Origin of the sequence: Thalassospira sp., assembly GCF_048059015.1 — a bacterium.
Classification (GTDB): Bacteria; Pseudomonadota; Alphaproteobacteria; order Rhodospirillales; family Thalassospiraceae; genus Thalassospira.
This window is the reverse complement of the sequence record NZ_JBLLNT010000012.1, coordinates 121553-146121: the sequence shown is the minus strand read 5'-3', so window position 1 is coordinate 146121 and position 24569 is coordinate 121553. Positions and strand designations below refer to the sequence as shown.

Genomic DNA, 24569 nt, shown 5'->3' with positions numbered 1-24569 from the left:
TTTTTAGGCGACAAACAGAACAGTAGCGAGGTTTCCACATGGTTGAAACCAATCGATTGCGCGTACTCAGACAGCACCAAGTCTTGCTCACTAATCTTCCAACTAGAAAAAGCATAATCCTGATGTAGTTGGTCCGGAAGCGAGCTAACACATGTTCCTTCATCATTTTGCAATATGTTGAAACACGGCCTCCCTACCAACTTGGTTAGCCACCTATCCTCAACTGCGCGATGCGAGATAATTTGCATGTCGGAAAGTGCGCCCCCAGCTATTCTGCAAGCAATTCAGGACGTCGCTCTGCCAAGCCCTTATACCATTCGATATAATTGACAAAACCTTTCTCAACCGAATACTGAGGGTTATAGCCAATCAACCGCCTCGCCTTTTCTATGCTGAGAGTCCCCCTCTCCGGCATCAAGTTATCTCTCGGGTTGTAATTGACCTTAACACCAGGGAAACGTGAAGTGACGGTTTCAGCCAAGTGGTTTAAAGTTCTGGCTGAGCCGTAAGTCATATTAAATACTTGGTTGTATGCTTCAGGTTTTCCGATACTCAAGATAACGCCTTGGATCAAGTCTTGGATATAAGTAAAATCAAGCGCATCGCTGCCGTCGCCATTAATTGTCAGATCTTTTCCGCGAATAGCGTTCTCAATAAAGGCTTGCCCGACCCTACGACTTACACAGCGTTCGCCGTACAACGCTGAAGGTCGAACAATAGTATAAGGGATGTCACATACTTGGCTGTATGCAATAACTAGCTTTTCTCCGGCGTACTTCAATGCACCATATATTCCCATAGGTTCACATCGGCGATCTTCAGTTACCACATCTCCGCCAAAGTCTCCGTAAACCATTGATGATGAGAAATAAATGAATTGGGGCCTATATCCTTTTACAGAATCCAAAGCATTTTCTAGCGTACGCATGCTATGATCAAATGTATGATATGGATCTTTATTTGCACGGTTAGCATGTGCTACCGCTGCTAGCTGAATAACGACATCAGGCTTGATGGAAGATAATCGCGGTGAAAGCACCGAGTAATCTCTTGCGTCCACGATATGAAGAGGAATATTCGCAGCGCGCAACTCGTCTAGGCGTTCGTTGATGAACTCAATGTAAAGTTGCGCATTCGGGTTAACCTCCATTTCACTAGTGAAGGCCCCCAAATTGTTCACCTGCAGGCTATCGACCACATGCGGCTCTGCCCCAAGTTTTTTAAGCTCTATTGCTAAATTATGGCCAATAAAACCGGCCCCACCGATGATTGCTATACGTTTACCAGCGATATTTAAGTCCATCATTTCACTTCCTGGATTGCAGATTTGAGTGCCGCAGCTGTGTAGAGCATATCCTCAGAATCAAGGTGAGGCCCAACCGAGAGAGCAATCGAGTTATTGCTTATGCGTGATGCGTTTTCGTAAGCCCTATTGCTAAGGTCATATTTGTCACGATAGTAGGTGAGGTGAGGAACCGGTCCAGGGTAATATATACTTACCCCAACACCAGATTTTTTCATCGCCTCAATGATTTCATATCTATGCGATGCTAGCTGGTCTTCAAGGACAACAACCATGCAATAATGAGCATGTTCGAAGTCCCCACCCCCGTCAGAAAGAATTTGTAATTCGGGTACATTCCTTAACTCACGACGTAAGACAGAATCATTTGCCTTGCGCGCTTGGAGCAGAGCTGGAAGACGCTTCAGCTGTTCAACACCGATAGCTGCTTCAAGCTCATTCATCCTGTAATTGTATCCAAGCATATCCACGTCATAAAGCCCAGGCACAACCCGTTCACCAACCATTTTGTCGTAACCGAAAGCCTTGAGACGAGCAAATTTGTTCGCAATATGCTCATGCTTCGTCGTTATCATTCCACCTTCTGCAGTTGTAATGTGTTTGACAGGGTAGAAAGAAAAAGATGCTACATCGCCGAGCAGGCCAGCACTTCGACCTTTGTATTTTGCTCCAAGTGCAAGAGCTGCGTCTTCGACAACAAATATGTCATGTTTGCGCGCTAATTCGTTCACTCGATCCATATCTAGAGGAAGCCCTAGATAGTGCACGACGCAGATCGCTCTTGTCCGGGGAGTAATAGCTTCTTCAACCAGATTGAGGTCAATGTTGCCGGTCGTGATATCGACATCCACAAAAACTGGCTTTGCTCCGGTGTATTCCACTGCGTGGGCTGTAGCAACGTGGGTCTGAGCTGGGACAATAACCTCGTCCCCTTCTCCGAGCCCCAAGAAAACATAAGCCAAGTGAAGACCTGCGGTACAGGACGCAAGACTATGTGCATGCCCCCCCCCAAGAACGCTAGAAAAATTTGACTCAAACTTCTTTGCCCTAGGACCATGGACAAGTTGAGGTCCATCCAAGACCTCCATAACCGCTCTACGTTCTTCTTCACCAATAATCGGTTTGCCAAACGGAATATTACGCATGTTTCCTCAAGGTATCTTGATATTGTTTAACCTTTACCGACTTCCCTTCCGAAAGAGATAAATCGATCGCCAGACAGGCTGATACAGCACTATAGACATCTTTTTCTGATACGATAGGGTCACCTTGCCCTTGTACGGCCTGAATGAAACTTGGTATCAAATCGCCTTTAGACGCCCCTGGGTAAGGAGATGTCAGGCTGAAGGGTTCACTGTTTGGATCTCTACTTAGAATGAGTTCACCGCCATTTCTGGCATTCTCGAAGGTACCATCTGTTCCATATAACGACACTTTATGAAAATGCGGGTAAACGCAACCAAAGTTCGCTGCCACCTTCCCGACAACGCCATTTTCAAATCGCATCAACGCAACAACCATATCGGGCGTTTTGAAACTAGCACCTTTACTGCAGAACTTGTTCCCATAAGCTTGGACTTCAACAACAGTGGATCCAGCGAGCCATATTAGAAGGTCCACCATGTGAACCCCCCCTCCTAGCATTACGGAGTACTCACTGATGTCACCTCTCCACCCAGACATTAGTTTGTGCAAACGGCCGTAGTTATAGTCTGCTTCCACATAGTAAAGCTCACCTAACTGGCCACCATCTATCTTCAGCTTCACTTCCGTGAAGCGTTCACTCAATCTCAAGATCGTGTTGGTTGAAAGCCTGAGACCTGGTCGGCTTGCGAGTTCCGCGTAGATGTCGTCTAACTCGCTTTCTTTCAAGCACAGCGGCTTTTCAGAAAACACATGTATACCCTTCTTAAGCGCAGAGAGTATTTGGGGCGCGTGATCCTGATCAAAGCTCGCGATTGAAACTACATCAATTTCTCCAGCGGCAATCATCTCTTCAGCGGTTTCATAAACTTTGCAGCTTGGGAACTTTATTGCAGCTTGTTGCCTTTTTTCGGCATCCTTGTCACATAGGGCAATAACTTCACAATCACACTTCTCATAGCCGTAGATGTGTTGCTCACCCACGCCAAGGCCAATAACACCAGCTTTTATCTTCGTCATCTGGTTCAACTCTTTATTCTAGTGCATGCCACAGCTAGATCTTCAAAACCGGTATGAATTAAATCTGTTTCGAAATATTCAACCAAGGCCTCAAACTGCTTCATGTCTTCTTCGGTGTCCACCGACAATTGAACCGATGATAAATCCCTCGCGTTGATAACATTCTTTATACTGAACAATCTACTACGTTGATAGAAACCCAGGGTCACATGCTCTAATTCGTGAGCTGTCAGCTTTGAACCAAGAAGCCTTCTCATTGCCACCGTTGAAAACACCTCAACCGACTGCCCCTTGGGAAAGGTACGTTTCTGCACGTTTGTAACAAGATCTAATCCCCTATTCATTCTGTAACAGTTCGTTACTTGGTCAACGACCCTTGGATCAATAAGGGGACTATCGCCGCTTATTCTTATAATAGCGTCAGCATCCGCATTTTCACCCGCAGCTAAGATGCGATTGGAAACCTCATTCAGGCAACCTCTGTGGCACTGGATGCCCTCTGTCTCTCCAAAAGCAGCGACAACATCATCTTCCGGTTTATCTGATGTCGCCAAAATTAGACAGTCAAACGCTGTAGCTTTTCGCAAACGATCAATCGTGTAGCCCAACATAGGACGACCACGCACTTCCATTAGCACTTTGCCAGGTAACCTTCGTGAGGACATCCGCGCTTGCACAACGCATACAATGCGTGTCATTGCATCACTCGCTGAAAGCCTTGACCCTCAGCAAAAGATCTTTCTGCTGCCTCAATCACCTGCCAAACGTAAATCGCGTCTTTACAAGTCGGAAGCTTTTTTGACGCCTGCCCGAGATTAACAAGCGCTGTATAGTCTCTCATAAAACCAGACATAGCTTGGACCCGATCGTCGGCATTGCCAACGTCACAAAATCTATAATCGCCCGAACCGCTTTTACCACACCAAATCAAAGATTTGTCGTTGAGAGTGTATGGTGGCCTCAAATGGTAACGAGCCCATCCTGCGTCACCAAACAACTCAATTCTGTGTCCCATGCCATTCGGCTGCGTATTTGAAACCGAAAAGGTTGCCCAAACCCCATTCTCGAACTGGCAGTGGAGTTCGCAAAAATCTGGCGCAGTTACCAACTTACGTTTTCCAAAGTCGTTATCTAAGTGTGAAACCCGGCTTCCTAGACGACACGCTACTCTCTCAATCCTACTTTCGAGTATCAGACTACCGTAGTCGATAGCATGGCTGCACCAATCTGTTAGGACGCCTCCGGCTTGGGACCCATCATTCTTCCAAGACCACTTTCGGCTCGGACTTAGGCCAGAGTTTGCATGCCAAGTAACAGCAAGCCTATTTATATCGCCAAATTCACCACTTCCTGCCAAACTTGAAAGCTTTGAGATATGTGAATTGTAGCGAAACTCATAGCAAACACCGATATTTAAATCTCGTTGTATTGCTAACTTCATCAGCTCTGTCGCTTGGGCCGAACTAGTAGTGAAAGGCTTCTCACAAATAACATGTTTATTTGCGTAAAGAGCACGCCGAACCAGCTCGAACTGTGTCGTTGCCGGAGAAGCAATACAAACAATGTCCAACCCACTCCAGCATACAGCCGCTTCACCATTGTTAAACACTTGTACTGGAAAAGAAAGCTCCGAAGCACGACGAATAGCTTTACCTGAGCCGCCATCTGCCAGAGCCACAAGCTCAACGCCATCAGTTAGCAAACAAGCAGGGATGTGTACAGCTGCTCCAAACCCCATCCCTACTATGCCTACCTTAACCATTCCAACAGGGTCCCAACGCTAACAAGTTAATTCTCGATAACAGTAACTTCCGGCAAAGGCAGAATGATTTTTGATTTTAAGCCCTTTGCTCGAAGCTTCTGAATAATAGGATCCGCGTAGTGCCATGACAGCATGATCGCGTAGTCAGGTTGTTCTTCGAACATTACTTTTTCATCGATGATTGGAACATGCAGTCCGGGTAAAAATAAGCCGAGCTTAAGCGAGGTAGACTGCTCTGCAATGTAAGGGACCAAGTCAGGAGCAAGACCAGTAAAATTCATAAGTGTGCTTGACCGTCCAGGACAACCGATGCCGACAACCTTTTTACCTTGACTGCAAGCCGACACAACGAGAGTCAAGAGATCTCGTTTCGCAGTTATCAGCCTTTGAGCAAATGTACGATAGACTTCTAGATCGTATAGACCTGCCTTCTCTTCTTCTTCTAGCAAAGCAGTAACAGCCGCCGAAACCTCGCGCCCAGAACCTTTGACCGCAAAAACTCGGATGGAGCCACCGTAGTTGTCTATCCGCTCTACATCTGTGACTGTGAAATTGTATTGCTCAAACAGTACGATAAGAGACTTAAGCGTATAGTAACGCAAATGCTCATGGTATATCGAATTGTATTGGTTCGTCTCTAGCAGATCCAGAAGGTAGTGTGACTGAGTGACAAAAACGCCGCCGTCGTCCAACAACGACGATACTCCCCTCATTATACTGCCCAACCCTGAAATGTGAGCGAAAACGTTTGTCGCACAAATAACACTTGCGGTACCGTAGGACTGATGGACTTCGGAAGCCAATTCCTCATTGAAAAACGCCTGCAGCGTCTCAATCCCATTCTCATTGGCGATCTTTGCGATGTTCGTTGCTTCGACACCAAGAACCTTCATCCCTCGCTCTTTAAAAGCACTTAGAACCGTGCCGTCATTCGAGCCGATGTCCATTACAAGAGCATTCTCAGGCAATTTAAACCGTGACAAAGTTGAAACAGCGGTTTGACTTAGCTTGTCAACCAACGTTGCCGTAATGCCACTTCTATAAGGATAGTCTGGGAAGAACAGTTCTTCAGGTGCAACCGCATAATCAATTTGTCCGAGAGAGCAGTCTTCACAAACAAGAAAGCGCAATGGATAAGACTTCTCTGCGTCATCTAATTGAGGTGACCACAGCAAACTATCGCAAGGTGGCTGATGCCCCAAATCAACAACCAGGTGCAGCTTTTCACTACCACATACTTGGCAGCAATTGATTTTGCCAACCGGCAAATCATGTTCAATCGGCACGTTAACACTCCAATTTAAAGAACTCTGATTCCGAAGCGAGCAATCAGAACATATTACGGTCAACAATCTGTTGTTATGCGATCAATGAAGTTTTGTGGGTATAATCCATCTTTGCATAAAATTCTATATCTACAGGTAAACACAACTCAAACTGAGTTTGACAAGAGAGAAACTAAGGCTTTAGCAGCTATCTCAGGATCATATGATTGTTTATAGCACTTCTCGGCCTCATCAATAATCTTCAGAGTGCGAACCGGACTTTCCACGGCTGACTTCATAGCTTCGGCAAAACCTCGGGCATCGCTAGCAAGATAACATGTCTTACCGTCGATCAAATAAGGGTTTCCTAAAGCTGTGTTTCTGTGGCCAATAACAAGAGCGCGTTTAGCCTGCGCGGTAATAATGCGGCTTCGGTTACCAACAGGAACATCAACTGGCACGATAACTGCATGTACAGCAGAAAGTTGCTCTGTTAAATCGGCGATGAAACCAACAAAGCTTATTTCTGGCTTTCGCCGAATTTCGGCTTCAACCCAACTAGGGAGAGTTCTCGCTCCACCTATTGTAATATTAAAACCTTCAGCCCCCCATTGCTCTATTAGTGAAGGATAAAGTTTCTGAAAGACGAAATGAAGAGACGACCTGGACCCTAACCCCTGCAGCTGGCCAAAGAAGAGAAAACTTGGTTTATCCGGAAATCTCCGTTTCGTGTCGATGTCCACAACCCCAACATTAGGCCAAGGATAAGGAGCAAAAGCCGCCTCGACACCGAGCTCTAACATTGCTTTCTCTGAAGATTTCGACGCGACAATTACATCTGAGAACTCAGTCAATGCCGTCTTATATATGCGCCGCCATTGCAGCTTTTGACTTAGAGCGTACGCCAAATGTTTAGCGTTTCGCCATCGCTCTTTCACACTGTATCGGAAATGATGCCACTCCGACTCGAAACGTAGGTCCCCCAACCAAACAATCTTTCGCGGGGCTCTCAATCCTCTCAAGAGAAAAGCCGCTGCAATATCAAAAGCAATAACAATTTCGGGTGAAAATTTGTTCACCTCATCGGAAACTTCAGTCTCAATTCGCTTATCAAAATGAATATGGAGTTGGTTTGGCAGCAAAACGCGAGAACCACAAACCTTTGCCATTACCTCAAAATTCATCGAGCCAATTGCACTCTTGAGATCAGCAATATCCGATGAGCGAAACTGCTCACCTTCTGCAATGGCGATCAATTTCACAAAGTACCCGGCTGTGATCAACGCCTTGATATATTCGAAAAAAAGGACAGAACTCGCTCCCTTAGAGGGATGAGGCAACCCAACTGTTACAACGACGATTTTTTCTCTTGAACTCAGCATTTATGGGGACTTCTACATTCACACTAACATACCATTTAGAAGAACTTGCTAATTGCGGAAATTACTCTCCCTGCAGTACGGCCATCCCACATATCTATGTTCGCAGCTCTTCGCATTCTGAGAACGGAGCCACACTTGGCAACCTCGTCAAAAACACTATCGATAGTAACCAGCTGATTAGTACCTTCTGTTATGGTTATTGGACGTTCCGTATTGTCTCGCAATGTGAAACACGGAATCCCAACATAAGACGCCTCCTCTTGAATTCCACCAGAGTTTGTCAGCATGTACATTGAGCTCATCATCAAACTCATGAATTCAATGTAGGACATAGGCTCAAGAGTAAGGACCCCTGCGCTATCAAGACGCGGCAACAACTGTGCTCGCTTGAGCGCGAGATGTGTTCTTGGGTGAAGAGGAAAACAAACTTTCTGCTGCTGAGATAACCTCTCCAAGACAGCTACAAGCTTCTCCAAACGATTAGGATCATCTACGTTGGAGGGTCGATGCATTGTCACGACGACATATTCTTTATCGTGTAAACCTAGCTTCTCCCAGACTTGTGTATGCTCAATCCTGTTTCGCAACATTTCCAAACTATCGATCATTATGTTACCAACGCGAATAATGCGCGAACGGTCCACGCCTTCTTTTTCTAGATTGGCATCCGCATCTATCGATGGTGTCAGTAACAAGTCAGAAATTGCGTCGGTTGCAACCCTATTAATTTCCTCAGGCATACTGCGATCAAAGCTTCTCAAGCCTGCTTCGAGATGTATCACATTCCTATTCAACTTTTTTGCCACCAGCGCTGCCGCTAGAGTGGAGTTCACATCTCCGACCACTAGAACAGCATCCGGCTTGTCTTCATCACAAACCCGTTCATAAGCAACCATCGTTTTGCCAGTTTGTTCACCGTGACGTCCACCGCCTACACCCAAATTGTAAGCCGGAGGCGGCAAAGCTAGATCTCGAAAGATACTATCCGACATATTTTCAGAATAATGTTGCCCAGTATGCACCAACACTGGCGAGAGCCCCTCGACTGCTGTCATTTGATGCCACAATGGCGCAATCTTCATGAAATTTGGCCTAGCCCCTGCAATAAGATGGATCTTCATCACAAAAATCACTTTGGTTCTGTTTTGTACTAGCGCAGTTCGAGATTGTTGAACAAAGCAGCAATGGGTACGATAATAAAGTGCTTGTTACCTTTATTGCCAATAATTGTCTATTGTTCTCTGATCAGCACTGAGTATTTGGCTGCACGCTCAGTTGTATGATTGTTCTGTTTTTCGGTATAAGCTAAAACAGCTTGGGCGGCGCGTCGCCGCGTTCTTCGCTGTGCAGTTCAAGAAGCGCGTTGTTGTACGCCATCATCGCGTCCTTCTCGTGAACAAAACCGATCATTTGGCGTTCTTCTTCGCTGTTCAGTACCGGAAGATGTTCTTCACCGGTTTGCTCCATCAGGCGGACGGCTTTTTCGATGCTGTCTGTCCGATACAGAACCGGCGGCTTTGATCTGGCAACCTCGCCCGCAGTGACTTCTGCACCAAGATTGGGGTCAAAGGCAGCGTGACGCAGATCGGTCAGCGTGATCGTGCCATGCAGTTTGCCCTGTTCATCAATCACGAACAGTTCGGAATAAGGCGCATTGATAAGCTTTTCACGCACCGTCGGAAGACCTTCTGTCAGCGGCACGGTTTCGTATTCGCGCTTCATGATGTCAGCAACCTTCATCATGCGCAGCAAATTGACTTCCCTGCCCCATCGGGTCGAAAGGCCACGGCATTTCAACTGCCACTGGAAGAACGAACCGCCCTGGAACTGATCCATCACAACCGATGCCAGAACCGATGCCACCATCACGCCGACGGTCAGGGCGTAGTCACCTGTCAGCTCAAACATCATCAATGTGGTCGAAATTGGCGCCCCCAAAATGGCTGCGGCCACCGCCCCCATGCCGACCAACGCATATGCCCCGTGACCCGATGAGAATTCGGGAAACACGCTGGTTGCAAGAATGCCAAACGCTCCGCCCAGCATTGCACCGAGGAACAATGACGGACTAAACATCCCGCCCGCAAAACCAAGGCCCATACAGATCGAAACCACGAATGCCTTGGCAAACAGCAAGCCGATCAGGAACGGGAAATCATAATATTCATAAAGCGCTTCGTTCATCGCGCCATAGCCAACCCCGACAATCTGCGGGAAGCCAAGGCCAATGATGCCGACAATCAAACCCGCAATGGCCGGGCGCAGCCAAAGCGGTGCTTTGGCCTGATCAGCAACCTTTTTGACAACCGGGATCGCCCGAACAACCAGCATCGCCGTCACACCGGCCAAAATGCCAAGCAATGCAAAGGCCGGGAATTCCCAGAAGGACTGAATTTCATGGCCTGGGATCAGGAAGGCGACATCATCACCGTAATAAAGTCGGGTAATGATTGTCCCGGTCACCGATGCCAACACAATTGGCGCAAAGGCCGTCAGGGCATAGTGACCAAGGGCAACTTCATGGGCAAACAGCGCACCTGCCAACGGCGCATTAAACGATGCCGCCACCGCAGACGCCACGCCACATCCCAAAAGCGTACGTGACGCCGAACGGCGCAAATGAAGCACGCGCGCAAGCCAGGCACCAAAGGATGCGCCCATATGGACCACGGGCCCCTCACGGCCAAGCGAAGCGCCGCTTCCAAGTGACACCGCACTTGCCACCGCGCTTTTAATCCCGCATCGGGTCGACATGCGCGCATCATGAAACGATGCCGCATCAATCACATCGGCCACACCATGCGGCCGACGGTCGGGTAGGAATTTATATATAAAGATACCAACAATCAGACCACCGATGGTCGGCCCGGCAATCAGATGCCAGGCGGGCAAGGCCCTAAGATAGGTATGTAATGCTTCATCACCGGTGCCATAAACCAATGACTGGATAAACAAAAGCCCGTCGCGAAACAGGATCGCACCACCGCCGCCCATCGCCCCGACAACCAAAGCCAAAATCGACAGAACGAGCTGCTCGCTTTTTACAAGGCGGCGCATTCGGTTCAAAAGGATGTTCGATTTAAGAAGCTTTTCAGCCATGTCAGCATTACCGGGGTTGGCGAAATATTCGTGAAAACGATATTAGGATCACAGTTTCCTGCGAATAAAGGGTAAATCCCCGAAAGACCATGTCTATTTTCACATTTCTGACCATCGTTGATTGATCATCCCGGATGTGGCACAACAATTGACCCTGATTTAGCCAGTGGTCTGATCCGTCGCCCTTTTTCAAGAAACGATCATTGTCCTATTCGGGGAAGTCACGGCATCTTGCGCTGTCTTTGTGCGCACATGCCAGGCGACGCCACCCACCGTTCTAAAACGGAACCCAAAAAATGAACGATCCCCGACCAACGGGTAGCACAGCGGCAAGACCGCTACCCGGCTTTGCTGAATTTGTTTGTCTGATGGCCATCACGATCGGGCTTGTCGCCCTGTCGATTGATAACCTGCTTCCGGCATTTGGGCCGATTGCGGCTGATTTCAATATTGAAGACGGCAATCGCATGCAGATGCTGATCTATGTCTTCATGATCGCCTTTGGCCTGATGCAGATTGTTTATGGCCCGCTTGCCGATAGTTTTGGCCGCCGCCCGACACTGATTGCCGGTCTTGGCATTTATGCGATTGGCACGGTCATGGCGATCTTTGCTGATAGTTACGAGCATCTTCTGATTGCACGTTTTGTCCAGGGACTTGGTGCCGCAGCGCCGCGCGTTCTGACCATGGCGATCACACGTGATTGCTTTGAAGGCCGCGAGATGGCGCGCGTCATGTCGTTTGTCATGATGGTGTTCATTATCCTTCCGGTGTTTGCCCCGGCATCCGGAAGCCTGATCCTTGCGCTTTCGAACTGGCACATGATCTTTGTTAGCACGCTGATTTTGGCGATTTTGATTGTCTGCTGGTATTTGCTGCGGATGCCAGAAACCCTGCATCCGGAATATCGGCACAAGCTTTCAGCACGCCGGATTGCACGTGACATCAAAACAACCGTGACCAATCGCCAGTCATTTGGCTACGCGACGGTTATGGGCGTGATGTTTGCTTGCCTGATGGCCTATATCGGATCGGCTCAGCAGATTTTCGAGACCGAAGTTTATGGTCTTGGCGTCTGGTTCCCGCTGGCATTTGGCATGATTGCCGCTTGCATGAGTTTCTCGTCATTCGTTAACGCGCGCCTCGTGCGTAAGCTTGGCATGCACAAGATTTCCCATGCAGCGCTTTTCTTCATGACGGCAAGCAGCCTTGTGAATGTTCTGATCGCGATTGGCTTTGATGGTAAACCGCCGCTTTGGCTGTTTGGGATTGGGCTGACGATGACGCTGTTTTGCTTCTCGCTGACCATGCCGAATTTCAATTCTCTGGCGATGGAGCCGGTTGGCGCAATTGCCGGAACCGCGTCATCGGTGATTGGCCTCTATAGCACCCTGATCGGTGTTGTCGCCGGTGGCATTATCGGCCAACAGTTTGATGGCACGGTCATTCCGCTTCTGGGTGGGTATTTCGTGTTGGGATTGATCGGGATTGCCATTGTCGGCATTACCGAGCGCGGCAAATTCTGTCACGCGACGCATTAACCCAAGCAATATGGCATTAAAAAAGCCCCGCAGAGTGCAGTCTGCGGGGCTTTTTATTGCGACCGATCAGGCTTAGTTGGCCTGACGCGGATCGTAATTCAGGTTCGGTGCCAACCAGCGTTCTGCTTCGGCAAGGGTCATGCCCTTACGCTCGGCATAGCTTTCGACCTGATCGCGTTCGATCTTGCCAAGGCCGAAATATTTGGCTTCCGGATTGGCAAAATAGAAACCGCTGACCGAGGATGCCGGGGTCATGGCACAGCTTTCGGTCAAGGACACACCGACATTCTTTTCAGCGTTGAGCAACGACCACAAAGTCCGTTTTTCGGTATGTTCCGGGCAGGCCGGATACCCCGGTGCCGGACGGATACCGCGATAGTTTTCGGCAATCAGATCTTCGTTCTTAAGCGCTTCGTCCGATGCGTAGCCCCAAAGCTCCTTACGGACCTTTTCATGCATGCGCTCGGCAAAGGCTTCGGCAAAGCGATCGCCCAGTGCCTTGACCAAGATCGAGTTGTAATCGTCATGATCGGCTTCAAGCTTCGATGCGATTTCTTCAACCTGCGGGCCAGCCGTTACGACAAAGCCGCCGATATAGTCGGTCTTGCCGCTGTCTTTCGGTGCGATGTAATCGGCCAGTGCACGGTTCGGACGCTTGTTGTTTTCGCGATACATCTGCTGACGCAAGGTCCGCAACATAACCGGTTCATTCTGATCAGGCGCCGGGGTGACTTCGATATCATCACCAATCGAATTGGCCGGCCAGATGCCAACAACGGCGCGCGGCTTGAACCATTTTTCAGCAACGATTTTCTTGAGCATCGCCTGCGCATCATCATAAAGACCACGCGCGGTTTCGCCGACGGTTTCGTCCTTGAGGATATCGGGGAAACGACCATGCAATTCCCAGGTCTCAAAGAACGGCTTCCAGTCAAAGCGTGACACCAGCTCTTCCAGATCGAACTCTTCGAATACCGTGATACCCGGCTTCAAAGGTGCCGGGACTTCATAGGCATCCCAATCAATCTGCACCTTGTTGGCGCGTGCATCGGCAATGGCAAAACGCTTCTTCTGCAACTGTTGGGCAGCATGCTTTTCAGCCATCGCAATATATTCATTGCGGATTTCAGCCGCAAAGCGTTCGCGATGGGTTTCCGATACCAGCTGACTTGCAACACCAACGGCACGTGACGCATCGATGACGTAAACGACGGACTTGTTGTAGTTCGGTGCGATCTTGACTGCGGTATGAACCTTCGACGTCGTCGCCCCACCGATCAGAAGCGGGATATCAAGACCTTCGCGTTCCATTTCGGCCGCGACATAGGTCATTTCTTCAAGCGACGGGGTAATCAGGCCCGACAGACCGATCATATCGACATTTTCGGTCTTGGCCGTTTCGATGATCTTCTGGGTCGGTACCATCACGCCAAGGTCAAGGACCTCGAAGTTATTACATTGCAGAACCACGCCCACGATGTTCTTGCCGATGTCATGGACATCGCCCTTTACGGTCGCAAGCAGGATTTTACCGTTGGTTTCACGGACACCGTCTTTTTCCTCTTCGATGAACGGGATCAGATACGCGACCGCCTTTTTCATCACACGGGCCGACTTAACAACCTGTGGCAGGAACATCTTACCGGCACCAAACAGGTCACCAACAATGTTCATACCGTCCATCAAAGGACCTTCGATCACGTGCAGCGGCTTATCGGCCTGCTGACGGGCTTCTTCGGTGTCTTCTTCGACGAACTCGGCAATACCGTTGACCAGCGCATGGGCCAGACGTTCATTGACCGGCTTTTTACGCCATTCAAGGTCGGCTTTCTTTTCAGGTCCACCCGTACCTTTGTATTTCTCGGCAACTTCAAGCAAACGGTCAGTTGCATCCGGACGGCGGTTTAGAATGACGTCTTCAACGCGTTCACGCAGTTCTGCCGGGATTTCTTCATACACAACCAGCTGACCGGCATTAACAATGCCCATATCCAACCCGGCCTTGATCGCGTGATACAAGAAGACCGAATGCATCGCTTCGCGGACCGGGTTGTTACCACGGAACGAGAAGGACACGTTCGACACACCACCGGAAATCTTGGCATATGGCAGGTGTTTTTTGATCAGCTTACAGGCTTCGATGAAGTCGACTGCATAATTGTCGTGTTCTTCGATACCAGTCGCGACAGCAAAGATGTTCGGATCGAAAATGATGTCTTCTGGCGGGAAACCGACTTTTTCAACCAGCGTGTCGTAGCTGCGTTTGCAGATTTCGAACTTGCGATCAACCGTGTCAGCCTGACCTTTTTCATCGAACGCCATAACGACAACAGCCGCACCGTAACGGCGCAACAGTTTCGCCTGGGCGATGAAGGGCTCGTCACCCTCTTTCAGGCTGATCGAGTTCACGATGCCTTTGCCCTGCAGGCATTTAAGGCCGGATTTAATCACGTTCCATTTGGAACTATCAACCATAATCGGCACGCGCGCGATATCTGGTTCGGCTGCGATCAGGTTGATGAATTTCACCATCGCCGTTTCGGCATCGAGCATCGCATCATCCATGTTGATGTCGATGATCTGTGCGCCGTTTTCGACCTGCTGGCGGGCAATTTCCAAGGCTGCATCGTAATCTTCTTCAACGATCAGCTTTTTGAATTTCAGGGAACCAGCAACGTTTGTCCGTTCGCCAATATTGATGAATTTAGAAATGTCGGTCATGGGTCTGTTCGATCTCTTTTCAGCAATCAATATCGGTTCTAGGCAGCGTCAAACGGCTCAAGGCCGGACAAACGCATTCTTGGCGCAAGCTTTGGCACCGAACGGGGTTTGGCATTGGCAACCGCATCGGCAATCGCCTTGATGTGCGGCGGGGTCGTGCCACAGCAGCCCCCCAGAAGGTTCACCATACCGGTTTCCGCCCACTCCTTGACCAGTGCTGCCATTTCGGCATCGGACTGATCATATTCGCCAAATTCGTTCGGAAGGCCCGCGTTGGGATAAACCGAAACGCGGCACTCGGCAATACGCGAGAGTTCCTGAACATAGGGACGGAGCTGTGCCGCACCCAATGCGCAGTTCAAACCGATCGAAAACGGCTTGCAATGACGGACCGAGTTATAAAACGCTTCAGTCGTCTGGCCCGACAGCGTACGACCCGATGCATCGGTGATGGTACCTGAAATCAGAACCGGAACATCTTCGCCGCGTTCTTCAAGCACTTCATCAATCGCAAACAGGGCCGCCTTGGCATTGAGCGTATCAAAGATCGTTTCGACCAGAAGCGTATCCGCACCACCATCAAGAAGGCCGTTGGCCGCTTCTTTGTAAGCCTCTTTGAGCTGATCAAAGGTAATAGCGCGGAAGCCCGGATTGTTCACATCGGGCGAAATTGAAGCGGTACGGTTGGTCGGGCCGATTGCACCATTTACGAAACGCACATCACCAGGATGGGCTGCTTCCCACTCATCACAGGCAGCGCGCGCGATCTTGGCACTTTCGTAGTTGATCTCATATGCCAGTTCTTCCATCGCATAGTCGGCCTGCGCAATGGTCGTCGCACTAAAGGTGTTGGTACCCTGAAGGTCCGCACCAGCCGCGATATATTGCAGATGAATGTCCTTGATGATGTCCGGCTGGGTCAGCGACAGAAGGTCGTTATTGCCCTTTACGTCCTGTTTCCAGTCGGCAAAGCGTTCACCGCGGTAATCTTCCTCGGTCAGTTTGTGCTTCTGGATCATGGTGCCCATTGCGCCATCAAGGATCAGAATTTTTTCTTCCGCCCGTTTGCGCAGCAGGGCAATGCGTTCCTTGCGATCATTCATCTTTTTCATCCAGTCTTTAAATCATGCGTTTCGGGTAAAGCGGGTTCGAACGTCAGGCCGCAGCCTTGTCCGTTCCGCGAATGCCCAGCGCATGGCAGATGGCATAGGTCAGTTCAGCACGGTTAAGGGTATAGAAGTGGAAATCAGTGACCCCTTCTTTCATCAGCCCTTCAACCTGTGAAATTGCTTCGTGGAATGCAACCATGCGACGCGTATCGGGGTCTTCATCCAGACCGTCAAAACGCCAATGCAGGCGTTCAGGCACCGACGCACCGCACATATCGGCAAACTTCAACAGTGATCCGAAATTCGTGACCGGAAGAATGCCCGGTACAATCGGAGCATCAATCCCGGCAGCAACACATTTATCGCGGAAGCGCAGATAGGTGTCGTTATCAAAGAAGAACTGCGTGATCGCACGGTTTGCGCCTGCATCGATTTTGCGTTTGAGATAATCGATCTCGAAATCAGCACTTGGCGCATCGGGATGCTTTTCCGGATAGGCAGAGACTGAAATGTCGAAATCGGCAATTTCCTTAAGGCCCGCGACCAAATCAACCGCATACGGATAGCCACCCGGGGTCGGCTCATAAGTATCACCGGCATCAGGAAGATCACCACGCAGGGCTACAATGGAACGAATGCCTTCATCCCAATATTTGCGTGCGATCTGTTCGATCTCATCCTTGGTGTGACCGACACAGGTCAGGTGTGCTGCGGCCGGAATGCCGGTTTCGCCCTGAATGCGGGTAACACTACCATGGGTACGGTCACGGGTGGTGCCGCCTGCCCCATAGGTAACAGAGACAAATGACGGGTTCAGCGGTGCCAGTCGATGGATTGAGCGCCACATGGTTTCTTCCATCTTTTCCGTTTTCGGCGGAAAGAATTCGAAGGAAACCCGCAGATTGGTGCGTGCTGTGTTGCTGTTTTGAACCGTCATCTTATCAATCCTGTGTTCACGTTCCCGCTGATCGGGTCTTTGGTATCTCGGGATGGCTTGCGGTTATTCCGCAGCCTTATCTGAGTTATTCGATGTGTTTTGTGTCATTTCACCCGCACCAGCATGGGCCGCCCAAATCCTTACGGTTAGCGGCTTGCCCGGCAGGTTTATGACATTGTCGTGCACAAGTTCACATGCGCGAAACCACGTACCCAGTGATGAATCTTCAAAGCCAAGGCGACGATGGGCGTGCTCTTCGCGAAGCTCGTCCCGGTCATGCGGTGCGAAGTCGACCACCACAAGCTTGCCACCTGGTGCCAGCACGCGCGCAGCTTCAGCAATTGCGGCATCCGGCTTTTCGGCAAAGTGCAGAACCTGATGCAGGGTCACGACATCAAACATGCCGCCCGGATATGGCAGCTGATACATATCGGCCTGCCGCACAAGGCAATTTGACAGATCAGCGCGCTGAAGGCGTGCACGGGCAACGGCCAACATCTCGCGCGACATATCGACACCGACACCTTCTTCGGCATTACGTCCCAAAAGCTCAAGGATACGGCCCGTACCGGTACCGATATCAAGGATGCGGCCACCACTAAGATCACCGACAGCATTTAAAAGTGCCTGCTCGACGACCGCTTCATCAACATGAAGGGATCTGATCTGGTCCCAGTCTTCAGCATTGGCACGGAAATATTCGGTCGCGATCTTTTCACGCTGCGCCTTGACCTGATCAAGACGCGCACGATCAAGCGAAAGCGTTTCATCATCCTTGGGCAGCAGATCAAGAACCGGCTGCACCAAATCTGCGCCAGGGCCGGAATGTGGCGTGCGATAGAACACCCAGGTACCTTCGCGGAATTGCACAAGCAAACCTGCTTCGCACAACAGCTTCAGATGCCGGGAAACGCGTGGTTGGCTTTGGCCGATGATTTGGGTGATTTCACTGACGGTCAGTTCGCACTCAGCGCAAATCGCCAGCAAACGAAGCCTCGTTGCTTCGGCCGCAGCGCGCAATCTTGCCAGAACCTGTTCCATATCAATGCCTCCCGCTTACACGAGAAAGATATAAAGATATGTTTATATTTATTCAAGGGCTATTTTCCCCTCCAAAAGGGGTATTGCAAAAAAGTCACACCGAAAAACCGCTTGATCCTTTTCAACTTTTTGTATGCTGGTGTTTAAAATCGCCCTATGCTAACCACATGGATATTCGAGACGTATACGCTACGTGATCGCGCTTCTTGAGCAGGAAGTTGATCGGTAACGTTTTTTGGTGCCCCGCATCACGAGACGTCTTGGGTCAGGGGAAGTCTATGTATCGAACATCGGTTGGCTAAAAATAATGAAGTTTCGAGCTCTGCTTTCACTCTGCGCTGCTGGATCGCTGTCTCTGCTGACCGCGTGTGCATCGACAGAACCCGCACAGGATCTGAGTGATTATGATCCGATTGAACCGGTAAACCGCGTCATTCATGGCGTGAACGGTGCAGTCGACTTCATGGTCCTGTACCCCGCCGCAATGTGGTACCGCGACATTGCCCCGGAACCGGTCAAAACCTCGGTCGCAAGCTTCGTGCGCAACATTAACGAGCCGTTGAACTCTTTCAACGCGTTGCTGCAGGGCGATCCCGATCAGGCTGCTGCCTCGTTCCAGCGTTTCATAATGAACTCTACCCTTGGTTTCCTCGGGTTTAACGACGTGGCTGCTGATTTCGGCATTCCGTATCGTCGTGAAGATTTCGGCCAGACCCTTGCCCATTACGGCATCGGTGGCGGCCCTTACATTGTTTTGCCGCTGCTTGGCCCGTCCAACCTGCGTGATACCGTTGGTATCGGTGTTGACTATGTTGCCAACCCGCTTACTTGGGGTGCCGAAAACAGCGACACTGCAGAAGCACTGTATCTTGGCTCGCTTGGCCTGACTGCGCTTCATACGCGTTACGCAACGGTTAATCAGCTCAACGAACTTCAGAAGTCGTCGATTGATTACTATGCCGCACTGCGCAGCCTGTATCGTCAGCAGCGTAATACTTTGATCCGCAATGGCGCACCGGCGCAGACCGCTGCCATTGAAGATGAGAGTGCGTCATTTGACTTCGACGAAGCCGTCGAAGCTGCCAACCAGTAAGAGCACGTCATGGCACATAGCAAAATAGCCATCTCCACTGCTGCAATGATTGCCGTTGCAGCAGCTTGGACTGGCACTGCGAATGCCGCTCCTGCCAATACGCCTGCTATTGTCGAAGTAGCTGCTGAAACCAGCGCTTCGACCGTTATTCAGTCCCTGGCTGATCAGGCGATGGTAGAACTTACCGACCAGACGCTTGCCGATGATGTCCGCCGCAAGAAGTTTGTGGCCCTGATGGATCGCTACTTTGCGATGGATGTTGTGTCACGCTTCGTTCTGGGTCGTTACTGGCGTTCGATTTCCGATGCAGAAATGAACGAGTTTGCCAACCTTCTTCAGAACTATCTGGCATTGAACTATGCCAACCAGTTCAAAGAATTTAACGGTGAACAGTTCGTTGTCGGCAACGAGACTGAAAAGAACAAAGACACCTTTGTGAATTCGCAGTTCGTCCGTCCGGACGGCCCGCCGGTCAATATTGTCTGGCGCATGCGTATGTTTGGCGATGCCTTCAAGATCATCGATGTTTCGATCGAAGGTCTGAGCATGGGCATCACCCAGCGCGATGAATTCACCTCGGTCATTCAGCAGAACAATGATGATGTCAGCGCACTGACCAAGGCGCTGAAGGCCAAAACCGGCCTTTAATCGACGTCAGCGTTAAGCCTGTTTTCAAAAGCCACCGCCTTCGGGTTGGTGGCTTTTTTATTTATCCAACATATCCCAAAACAAAAAGGCCGCCCGAAGGTGGCCTTTTGCGTATCAGATCCGACTTGCCGATTAACGGGTAAGCGGCTTGTACTTGATGCGGTGCGGGCGGCTTGCCTCTTCACCATAGCGGCGTTTGTAATCCGCTTCATATTCCTGATAGTTACCTTCGAACCACTCGACATGCGAGTTGCCTTCGTAAGCCAGGATATGGGTCGCGATACGGTCGAGGAAGAAGCGATCGTGCGAGATAACCACAGCACAACCGGCAAATTCCAGAAGACCTTCTTCCAGAGCACGAAGCGTATCAACGTCAAGATCGTTGGTCGGTTCGTCAAGCAGCAGGACGTTCGCGCCGGATTTCAGCATCTTGGCAAGATGGACGCGGTTACGTTCACCACCCGAAAGCTGGCCGACTTTTTTCTGCTGGTCCGCACCTTTGAAGGCGAACTGCGAAACATAAGCACGCGAGCTCATCGGACGTTTACCCAGAAGGATCTCGTCAAGACCATCGGAAACTTCCTGCCAAACGGTCTTGTTCGGATCAAGCGAGTCACGCGACTGATCGACATAGCCCATCTTGACGGTGTCACCGATCTTGAGCGAACCCGCATCCGGGGTGTCGGCGCCGGTCAGCATCTTGAACAGGGTGGTTTTACCCGCACCGTTCGGACCAATCACACCAACGATACCACCCGGCGGCAGGCGGAAATGCAGATCATCAAACAGAAGCTTGTCACCAAACGCCTTGGTCAAGCCGTCTGCTGTGATAACTTCGTTACCCAGACGCTCGGAAACCGGAATAACGATCTTGGTCGAATCCGGAACTGCTTTTGCGGCTTCGGCGACGAGATCATCATAGGCACGAACACGGGCCTTGGATTTCGCCTGACGGCCTTTCGGGTTCTGACGGATCCAGTCAAGTTCAGATGCAAGCTGCTTCTGACGGTTGCCTTCCTGACGGGCTTCCTGTGCCAGACGCTTCTGTTTCTGTTCCAGCCAGGATGAATAGTTGCCTTCGTACGGGATGCCCTGACCACGGTCGAGTTCAAGGATCCAGCCGGTAACGTTATCAAGGAAGTAACGATCGTGGGTAACGAGAATAACAGTACCCTGATAGTCTTCCAGGTGACGCTCAAGCCAGGCAACCGATTTAGCGTCAAGGTGGTTGGTCGGTTCGTCAAGAAGCAGAATGTCAGGCTTTGCGAGCAACAGGCGGCAAAGTGCAACACGGCGGCGCTCACCACCAGACAGCTTGGTGACGTCTGAATCTTTGGGCGGGCAACGCAGCGCGTCCATGGCGATTTCAAGCGTACGCTCAAGATCCCAGCCGTTTGCCGCATCGATGCGTTCCTGAAGTTCACCCTGCTCTGCAAGGAGATCATTCATTTCGTCATCGGTCATCGGCTCGGCGAATTTGGCGCTGATTTCGTTAAAGCGCGCAAGATCGTCAACAACCTGGCCACAACCTTCCATCACGTTGCCAAGAACGTCCTTGGCCGGGTCAAGCTGCGGTTCCTGTTCAAGGTAACCAACATTCACGCCTTCTGCCGGCCATGCTTCACCGGCGAAATCCTTTTCGATTCCAGCCATGATTTTCAGCAGGGTCGATTTACCTGCGCCGTTGTTCCCTAGAACACCGATCTTTACGCCCGGCAGGAAGGACAGCGTGATGCCCTTGAAAAGTTCGCGACCGCCCGGAAGGATCTTGGTCAGGCCCTTCATGACGTAAATATACTGGTAGGATGCCATTAAATTCCCCATCCAAAATTCGTTGGGTCCGGTCCCGCTGGACCGGATCACTACGGCATGTGGGTCAACATGCCTGAAATACTGTGCCCGTTTGTAACCGACCGGCTGGCGCTTAACAACTTCAAACCGCACATGGCTACATCTATTGCAAAGCAAGGCCCCGCGAGTATCACAAACACCGCATTTAGCATCATCTCACAGCGCAAATACCCGCAATCTGCCACGCAAGAATCCGGTCACTCACGTTTGATAGTCGTCGAATTTGGCGATTTAGAGGGCTTGAAGCAATCTTTTTGCGTTTTATTCTCACCCAAATTTCAACCAAAAATATTGCACCGCACAACGTGAAAAAACGGCAGAAATGTTCAGTTATTCACACAGTTCTGATTTGTGGAATCCGACCTAACACCCTGTTCTATACGACTAATGATTAGCTTCTGGGGAATTCGGAAAGCTGGTATCGACGTTCAGAGGCAATGATTGTGTCACAACGCCTTCATTGCATCTAATTCATGCAGCCGACGGAAAAGAACAACACAAGATGTCGGCAGGGGAAGTTGTCATTTCTAGGAAGGAGACGCGCGATGGATGAACAAAGCGCAGCCTACTGGAAGAGAAACGTGAAGCTGGTCGCATCCCTTATTGTGATCTGGTTCATCGTTTCCTACGGTTTCGGCATTCTGTTTGTCGATGCCCTTAACAGTATCGAAATTGCGGGCTTCCAGCTTGGTTTCTGGTTTGCTCAACAAGGGTCCATCTATGTCTTTGTCGCATTGATTTTCGTCTATGTGTCGAAGATGAACAGTCTGGACCGCGAATTCGACGTTCACGAAGACGACGATTGACGCTGGATCTGGGGAGACAGACAAAATGGATCTTACTACCCTTACTTATATTGCCGTCGGCTTGAGCTTCGCGCTGTATATCGGCATCGCGATCTGGGCCAAGGCGAGCACCACCGGCGAGTTTTACGTCGCTGGCAAAGGTGTTAACCCGGTCGTCAACGGTATGGCGACTGCAGCTGACTGGATGTCCGCTGCTTCCTTCATCTCTATGGCTGGTCTTATTGCCTTCCTTGGCTATGGCGGCTCGGTTTACCTGATGGGTTGGACCGGTGGCTACTGCCTGCTGGCAATGCTTCTGGCACCGTATCTCCGCAAGTATGGCAAGTTTACCGTGCCGGAATTCATCGGGGATCGTTATTATTCCAAAGCAGCCCGTATCGTTGCCGTTGTTTGCCTGATCTTTATCTCGTTCACCTATGTGGCAGGTCAGATGCGCGGCGTTGGTATCGTGTTCTCGCGCTTCCTTGAAGTTGAAATCCTGACCGGCCTGATCGTCGGCATGGGCATCGTCTTCATCTATGCCGTTCTTGGCGGCATGAAGGGCATTACCTATACCCAGGTTGCTCAATATTGCGTTCTTATTGTCGCTTACACCATTCCGGCAATCTTCATTGCCTTCCAGCTTACCGGCAATCCGCTGCCGCAGCTGGCATTCGGCTCGACCGTGAATGGCACTGGCGAATATATGCTTGATCGCCTGAACCAGGTTGTGACGGAACTCGGCTTCCTTGAATACACAACCACCAGCAAATCAACGATTGATATCTTTGCAATCACCGTTGCGCTGATGGTTGGTACCGCCGGCCTTCCGCACGTTATCGTTCGCTTCTTCACCGTGCCGAAAGTGCGTGATGCACGTTCCTCGGCTGGTTGGGCACTGGTCTTCATCGCGCTGCTTTACACCACCGCTCCGGCAGTTGGTGCAATGGCTCGCCTGAACCTGACCGAAACCATCCAGACCGGCGAAGTCGGCGCAGAAGACGGCAACCTTTCCTACGAAGAACGTCCGGACTGGATGAAGCGTTGGGAAGCAACCGGCCTTCTGAAATATGAAGACAAGAACGGTGACGGCCGCATCCAGTACTACAACGATGCGAACGCTGAGTTTGCAACCAAAGCAGCTGAATTTGGCTGGGCTGGTAACGAACTCACGGTTGACCGTGACATCATGGTTCTGGCTAACCCGGAAATCGCACAGCTTCCGAACTGGGTCATCGCCCTGGTCGCAGCTGGTGGTATCGCCGCAGCACTTTCAACGGCTGCCGGTCTACTGCTTGTGATTTCTTCGGGCGTATCGCATGACCTTCTCAAAGGTACCTTTACGCCAGACATGACAGAAGGACAGGAACTGATGGCAGGACGTATCGCAGCAGCTGTTGCGATCCTGATTGCCGGTTACCTTGGTTACAACCCGCCCGGATTTGTGGCGCAGGTCGTGGCCTTTGCCTTCGGTCTTGCTGCATCGTCGCTGTTCCCGGTTATCATCATGGGGATCTTCTCCAAGAAGGTTAACCGCGAAGGTGCGATCGCCGGCATGCTGACGGGTCTTGTATTCACCATGGGCTATATCCTTGCCTACAAAGGTGTGTTCTTCGATCCGATCATTGCCAATACGCCGGATAACTGGCTGTTCGGCATCTCGCCGGAAGGTATCGGTGCCGTTGGTATGCTTCTGAACTTCATCGTTGCTTTCGCAGTGTCGAAAGTCACCGCTGAACCGCCAGAGCATATCCAGCACATGGTTGAAGATATCCGCGTACCGAAAGGTGCAAGCGGCGCCATTGACCACTAATCGGTCAATCGGTTTGACTTAATCTGTTGCGGGCCCCCGGATCATTGATCCGGGGG

The 24569-nt window shown here is 50.4% G+C and carries 19 protein-coding genes; 5 read left to right on the top strand and 14 right to left on the bottom strand.

The window, feature by feature from the left end; translation table 11 throughout:
• Positions 1 to 268: 268 nt before the first annotated feature.
• The 9 genes from ACMZ66_RS16275 to ACMZ66_RS16235 form a co-directional block, all read right to left on the bottom strand.
• Positions 269 to 1306, bottom strand: a complete 1038-nt coding sequence (locus ACMZ66_RS16275) for an NAD-dependent epimerase/dehydratase family protein (RefSeq protein ID WP_416938680.1) — start codon at positions 1304 to 1306, stop codon at positions 269 to 271.
• Positions 1303 to 2448 carry a DegT/DnrJ/EryC1/StrS family aminotransferase gene (locus ACMZ66_RS16270; protein ID WP_416938678.1) on the bottom strand — a complete coding sequence of 382 codons (1146 nt, stop codon included), beginning with the start codon at positions 2446 to 2448 and terminating at the stop codon, positions 1303 to 1305. Before ACMZ66_RS16270 ends, ACMZ66_RS16275 begins: the two co-directional genes overlap by 4 nt.
• The gene (locus ACMZ66_RS16265; RefSeq protein WP_416938677.1) at positions 2441 to 3466 is read right to left on the bottom strand and encodes a Gfo/Idh/MocA family protein; all 1026 of its coding nucleotides are present in this window, start codon (positions 3464 to 3466) and stop codon (positions 2441 to 2443) included. Before ACMZ66_RS16265 ends, ACMZ66_RS16270 begins: the two co-directional genes overlap by 8 nt.
• A 5-nt stretch (positions 3467 to 3471) precedes the next feature.
• On the bottom strand, positions 3472 to 4164 hold the full coding sequence (locus ACMZ66_RS16260; RefSeq protein WP_416938676.1) for a cytidylyltransferase domain-containing protein: 693 nt from the start codon (positions 4162 to 4164) through the stop codon (positions 3472 to 3474).
• Entirely contained in the window at positions 4161 to 5228 is a 1068-nt protein-coding gene (locus ACMZ66_RS16255; RefSeq protein ID WP_416938674.1) for a Gfo/Idh/MocA family protein, read from the bottom strand. The genes ACMZ66_RS16260 and ACMZ66_RS16255 overlap by 4 nt, the downstream gene beginning before the upstream one ends.
• Before the next feature lie 26 nt (positions 5229 to 5254).
• Complete coding sequence (locus ACMZ66_RS16250) at positions 5255 to 6514, bottom strand: class I SAM-dependent methyltransferase (RefSeq protein ID WP_416938672.1); 1260 nt, start codon at positions 6512 to 6514, stop codon at positions 5255 to 5257.
• Positions 6515 to 6660: 146 nt separating this feature from the next.
• Positions 6661 to 7875, bottom strand: a complete 1215-nt coding sequence (locus ACMZ66_RS16245; RefSeq protein ID WP_416938670.1) for a glycosyltransferase — start codon at positions 7873 to 7875, stop codon at positions 6661 to 6663.
• 35 nt (positions 7876 to 7910) lie between these two features.
• Positions 7911 to 8996 (bottom strand): non-hydrolyzing UDP-N-acetylglucosamine 2-epimerase, encoded by a 1086-nt coding sequence (gene wecB / locus ACMZ66_RS16240; RefSeq protein WP_416938668.1) that lies wholly within the window; start codon positions 8994 to 8996, stop codon positions 7911 to 7913.
• A 184-nt stretch (positions 8997 to 9180) separates the two neighbouring features.
• Complete coding sequence (locus tag ACMZ66_RS16235; RefSeq protein ID WP_416938667.1) at positions 9181 to 10974, bottom strand: chloride channel protein; 1794 nt, start codon at positions 10972 to 10974, stop codon at positions 9181 to 9183.
• Between the two features lie 296 nt (positions 10975 to 11270).
• On the opposite strand from ACMZ66_RS16235, the gene ACMZ66_RS16230 reads away from it, so the two are divergent.
• Complete coding sequence (locus ACMZ66_RS16230; RefSeq protein ID WP_416938665.1) at positions 11271 to 12515, top strand: multidrug effflux MFS transporter; 1245 nt, start codon at positions 11271 to 11273, stop codon at positions 12513 to 12515.
• 72 nt (positions 12516 to 12587) lie between these two features.
• Here the strand turns inward: ACMZ66_RS16230 and metH are convergent, their stop codons facing one another.
• From metH to ACMZ66_RS16210, 4 genes are all read right to left on the bottom strand, one after another.
• Positions 12588 to 15236 (bottom strand): methionine synthase, encoded by a 2649-nt coding sequence (gene metH, locus ACMZ66_RS16225; protein WP_416938663.1) that lies wholly within the window; start codon positions 15234 to 15236, stop codon positions 12588 to 12590.
• 38 nt (positions 15237 to 15274) lie between these two features.
• Positions 15275 to 16339: a homocysteine S-methyltransferase family protein gene (locus tag ACMZ66_RS16220; protein ID WP_416938662.1), complete on the bottom strand. Its 1065-nt coding sequence runs from the start codon at positions 16337 to 16339 to the stop codon at positions 15275 to 15277.
• A 52-nt stretch (positions 16340 to 16391) separates the two neighbouring features.
• Positions 16392 to 17282, bottom strand: coding sequence for a methylenetetrahydrofolate reductase (gene metF, locus ACMZ66_RS16215; RefSeq protein WP_416938660.1), 891 nt, complete (start codon positions 17280 to 17282; stop codon positions 16392 to 16394).
• A gap of 63 nt (positions 17283 to 17345) precedes the next feature.
• Complete coding sequence (locus ACMZ66_RS16210; RefSeq protein WP_416938658.1) at positions 17346 to 18323, bottom strand: ArsR/SmtB family transcription factor; 978 nt, start codon at positions 18321 to 18323, stop codon at positions 17346 to 17348.
• 307 nt (positions 18324 to 18630) lie between these two features.
• Between ACMZ66_RS16210 and ACMZ66_RS16205 the strand changes: the two genes are divergently transcribed.
• Both ACMZ66_RS16205 and ACMZ66_RS16200 read left to right on the top strand, forming a co-directional pair.
• Entirely contained in the window at positions 18631 to 19416 is a 786-nt protein-coding gene (locus ACMZ66_RS16205; RefSeq protein WP_416938656.1) for a VacJ family lipoprotein, read from the top strand.
• A gap of 9 nt (positions 19417 to 19425) precedes the next feature.
• Positions 19426 to 20064 (top strand): MlaC/ttg2D family ABC transporter substrate-binding protein, encoded by a 639-nt coding sequence (locus tag ACMZ66_RS16200; RefSeq protein WP_416938654.1) that lies wholly within the window; start codon positions 19426 to 19428, stop codon positions 20062 to 20064.
• A 132-nt stretch (positions 20065 to 20196) separates the two neighbouring features.
• Here ACMZ66_RS16200 and ettA read toward each other — a convergent pair whose 3' ends face one another.
• The gene (gene ettA, locus ACMZ66_RS16195) at positions 20197 to 21876 is read right to left on the bottom strand and encodes an energy-dependent translational throttle protein EttA (protein WP_416938652.1); all 1680 of its coding nucleotides are present in this window, start codon (positions 21874 to 21876) and stop codon (positions 20197 to 20199) included.
• A gap of 584 nt (positions 21877 to 22460) precedes the next feature.
• Here ettA and ACMZ66_RS16190 point away from each other — a divergent pair.
• Positions 22461 to 22721 carry a DUF4212 domain-containing protein gene (locus ACMZ66_RS16190; RefSeq protein ID WP_416938650.1) on the top strand — a complete coding sequence of 87 codons (261 nt, stop codon included), beginning with the start codon at positions 22461 to 22463 and terminating at the stop codon, positions 22719 to 22721.
• A 25-nt stretch (positions 22722 to 22746) separates the two neighbouring features.
• Positions 22747 to 24513: a sodium:solute symporter family protein gene (locus tag ACMZ66_RS16185; protein WP_416938648.1), complete on the top strand. Its 1767-nt coding sequence runs from the start codon at positions 22747 to 22749 to the stop codon at positions 24511 to 24513.
• Positions 24514 to 24569 lie beyond the last annotated feature (56 nt).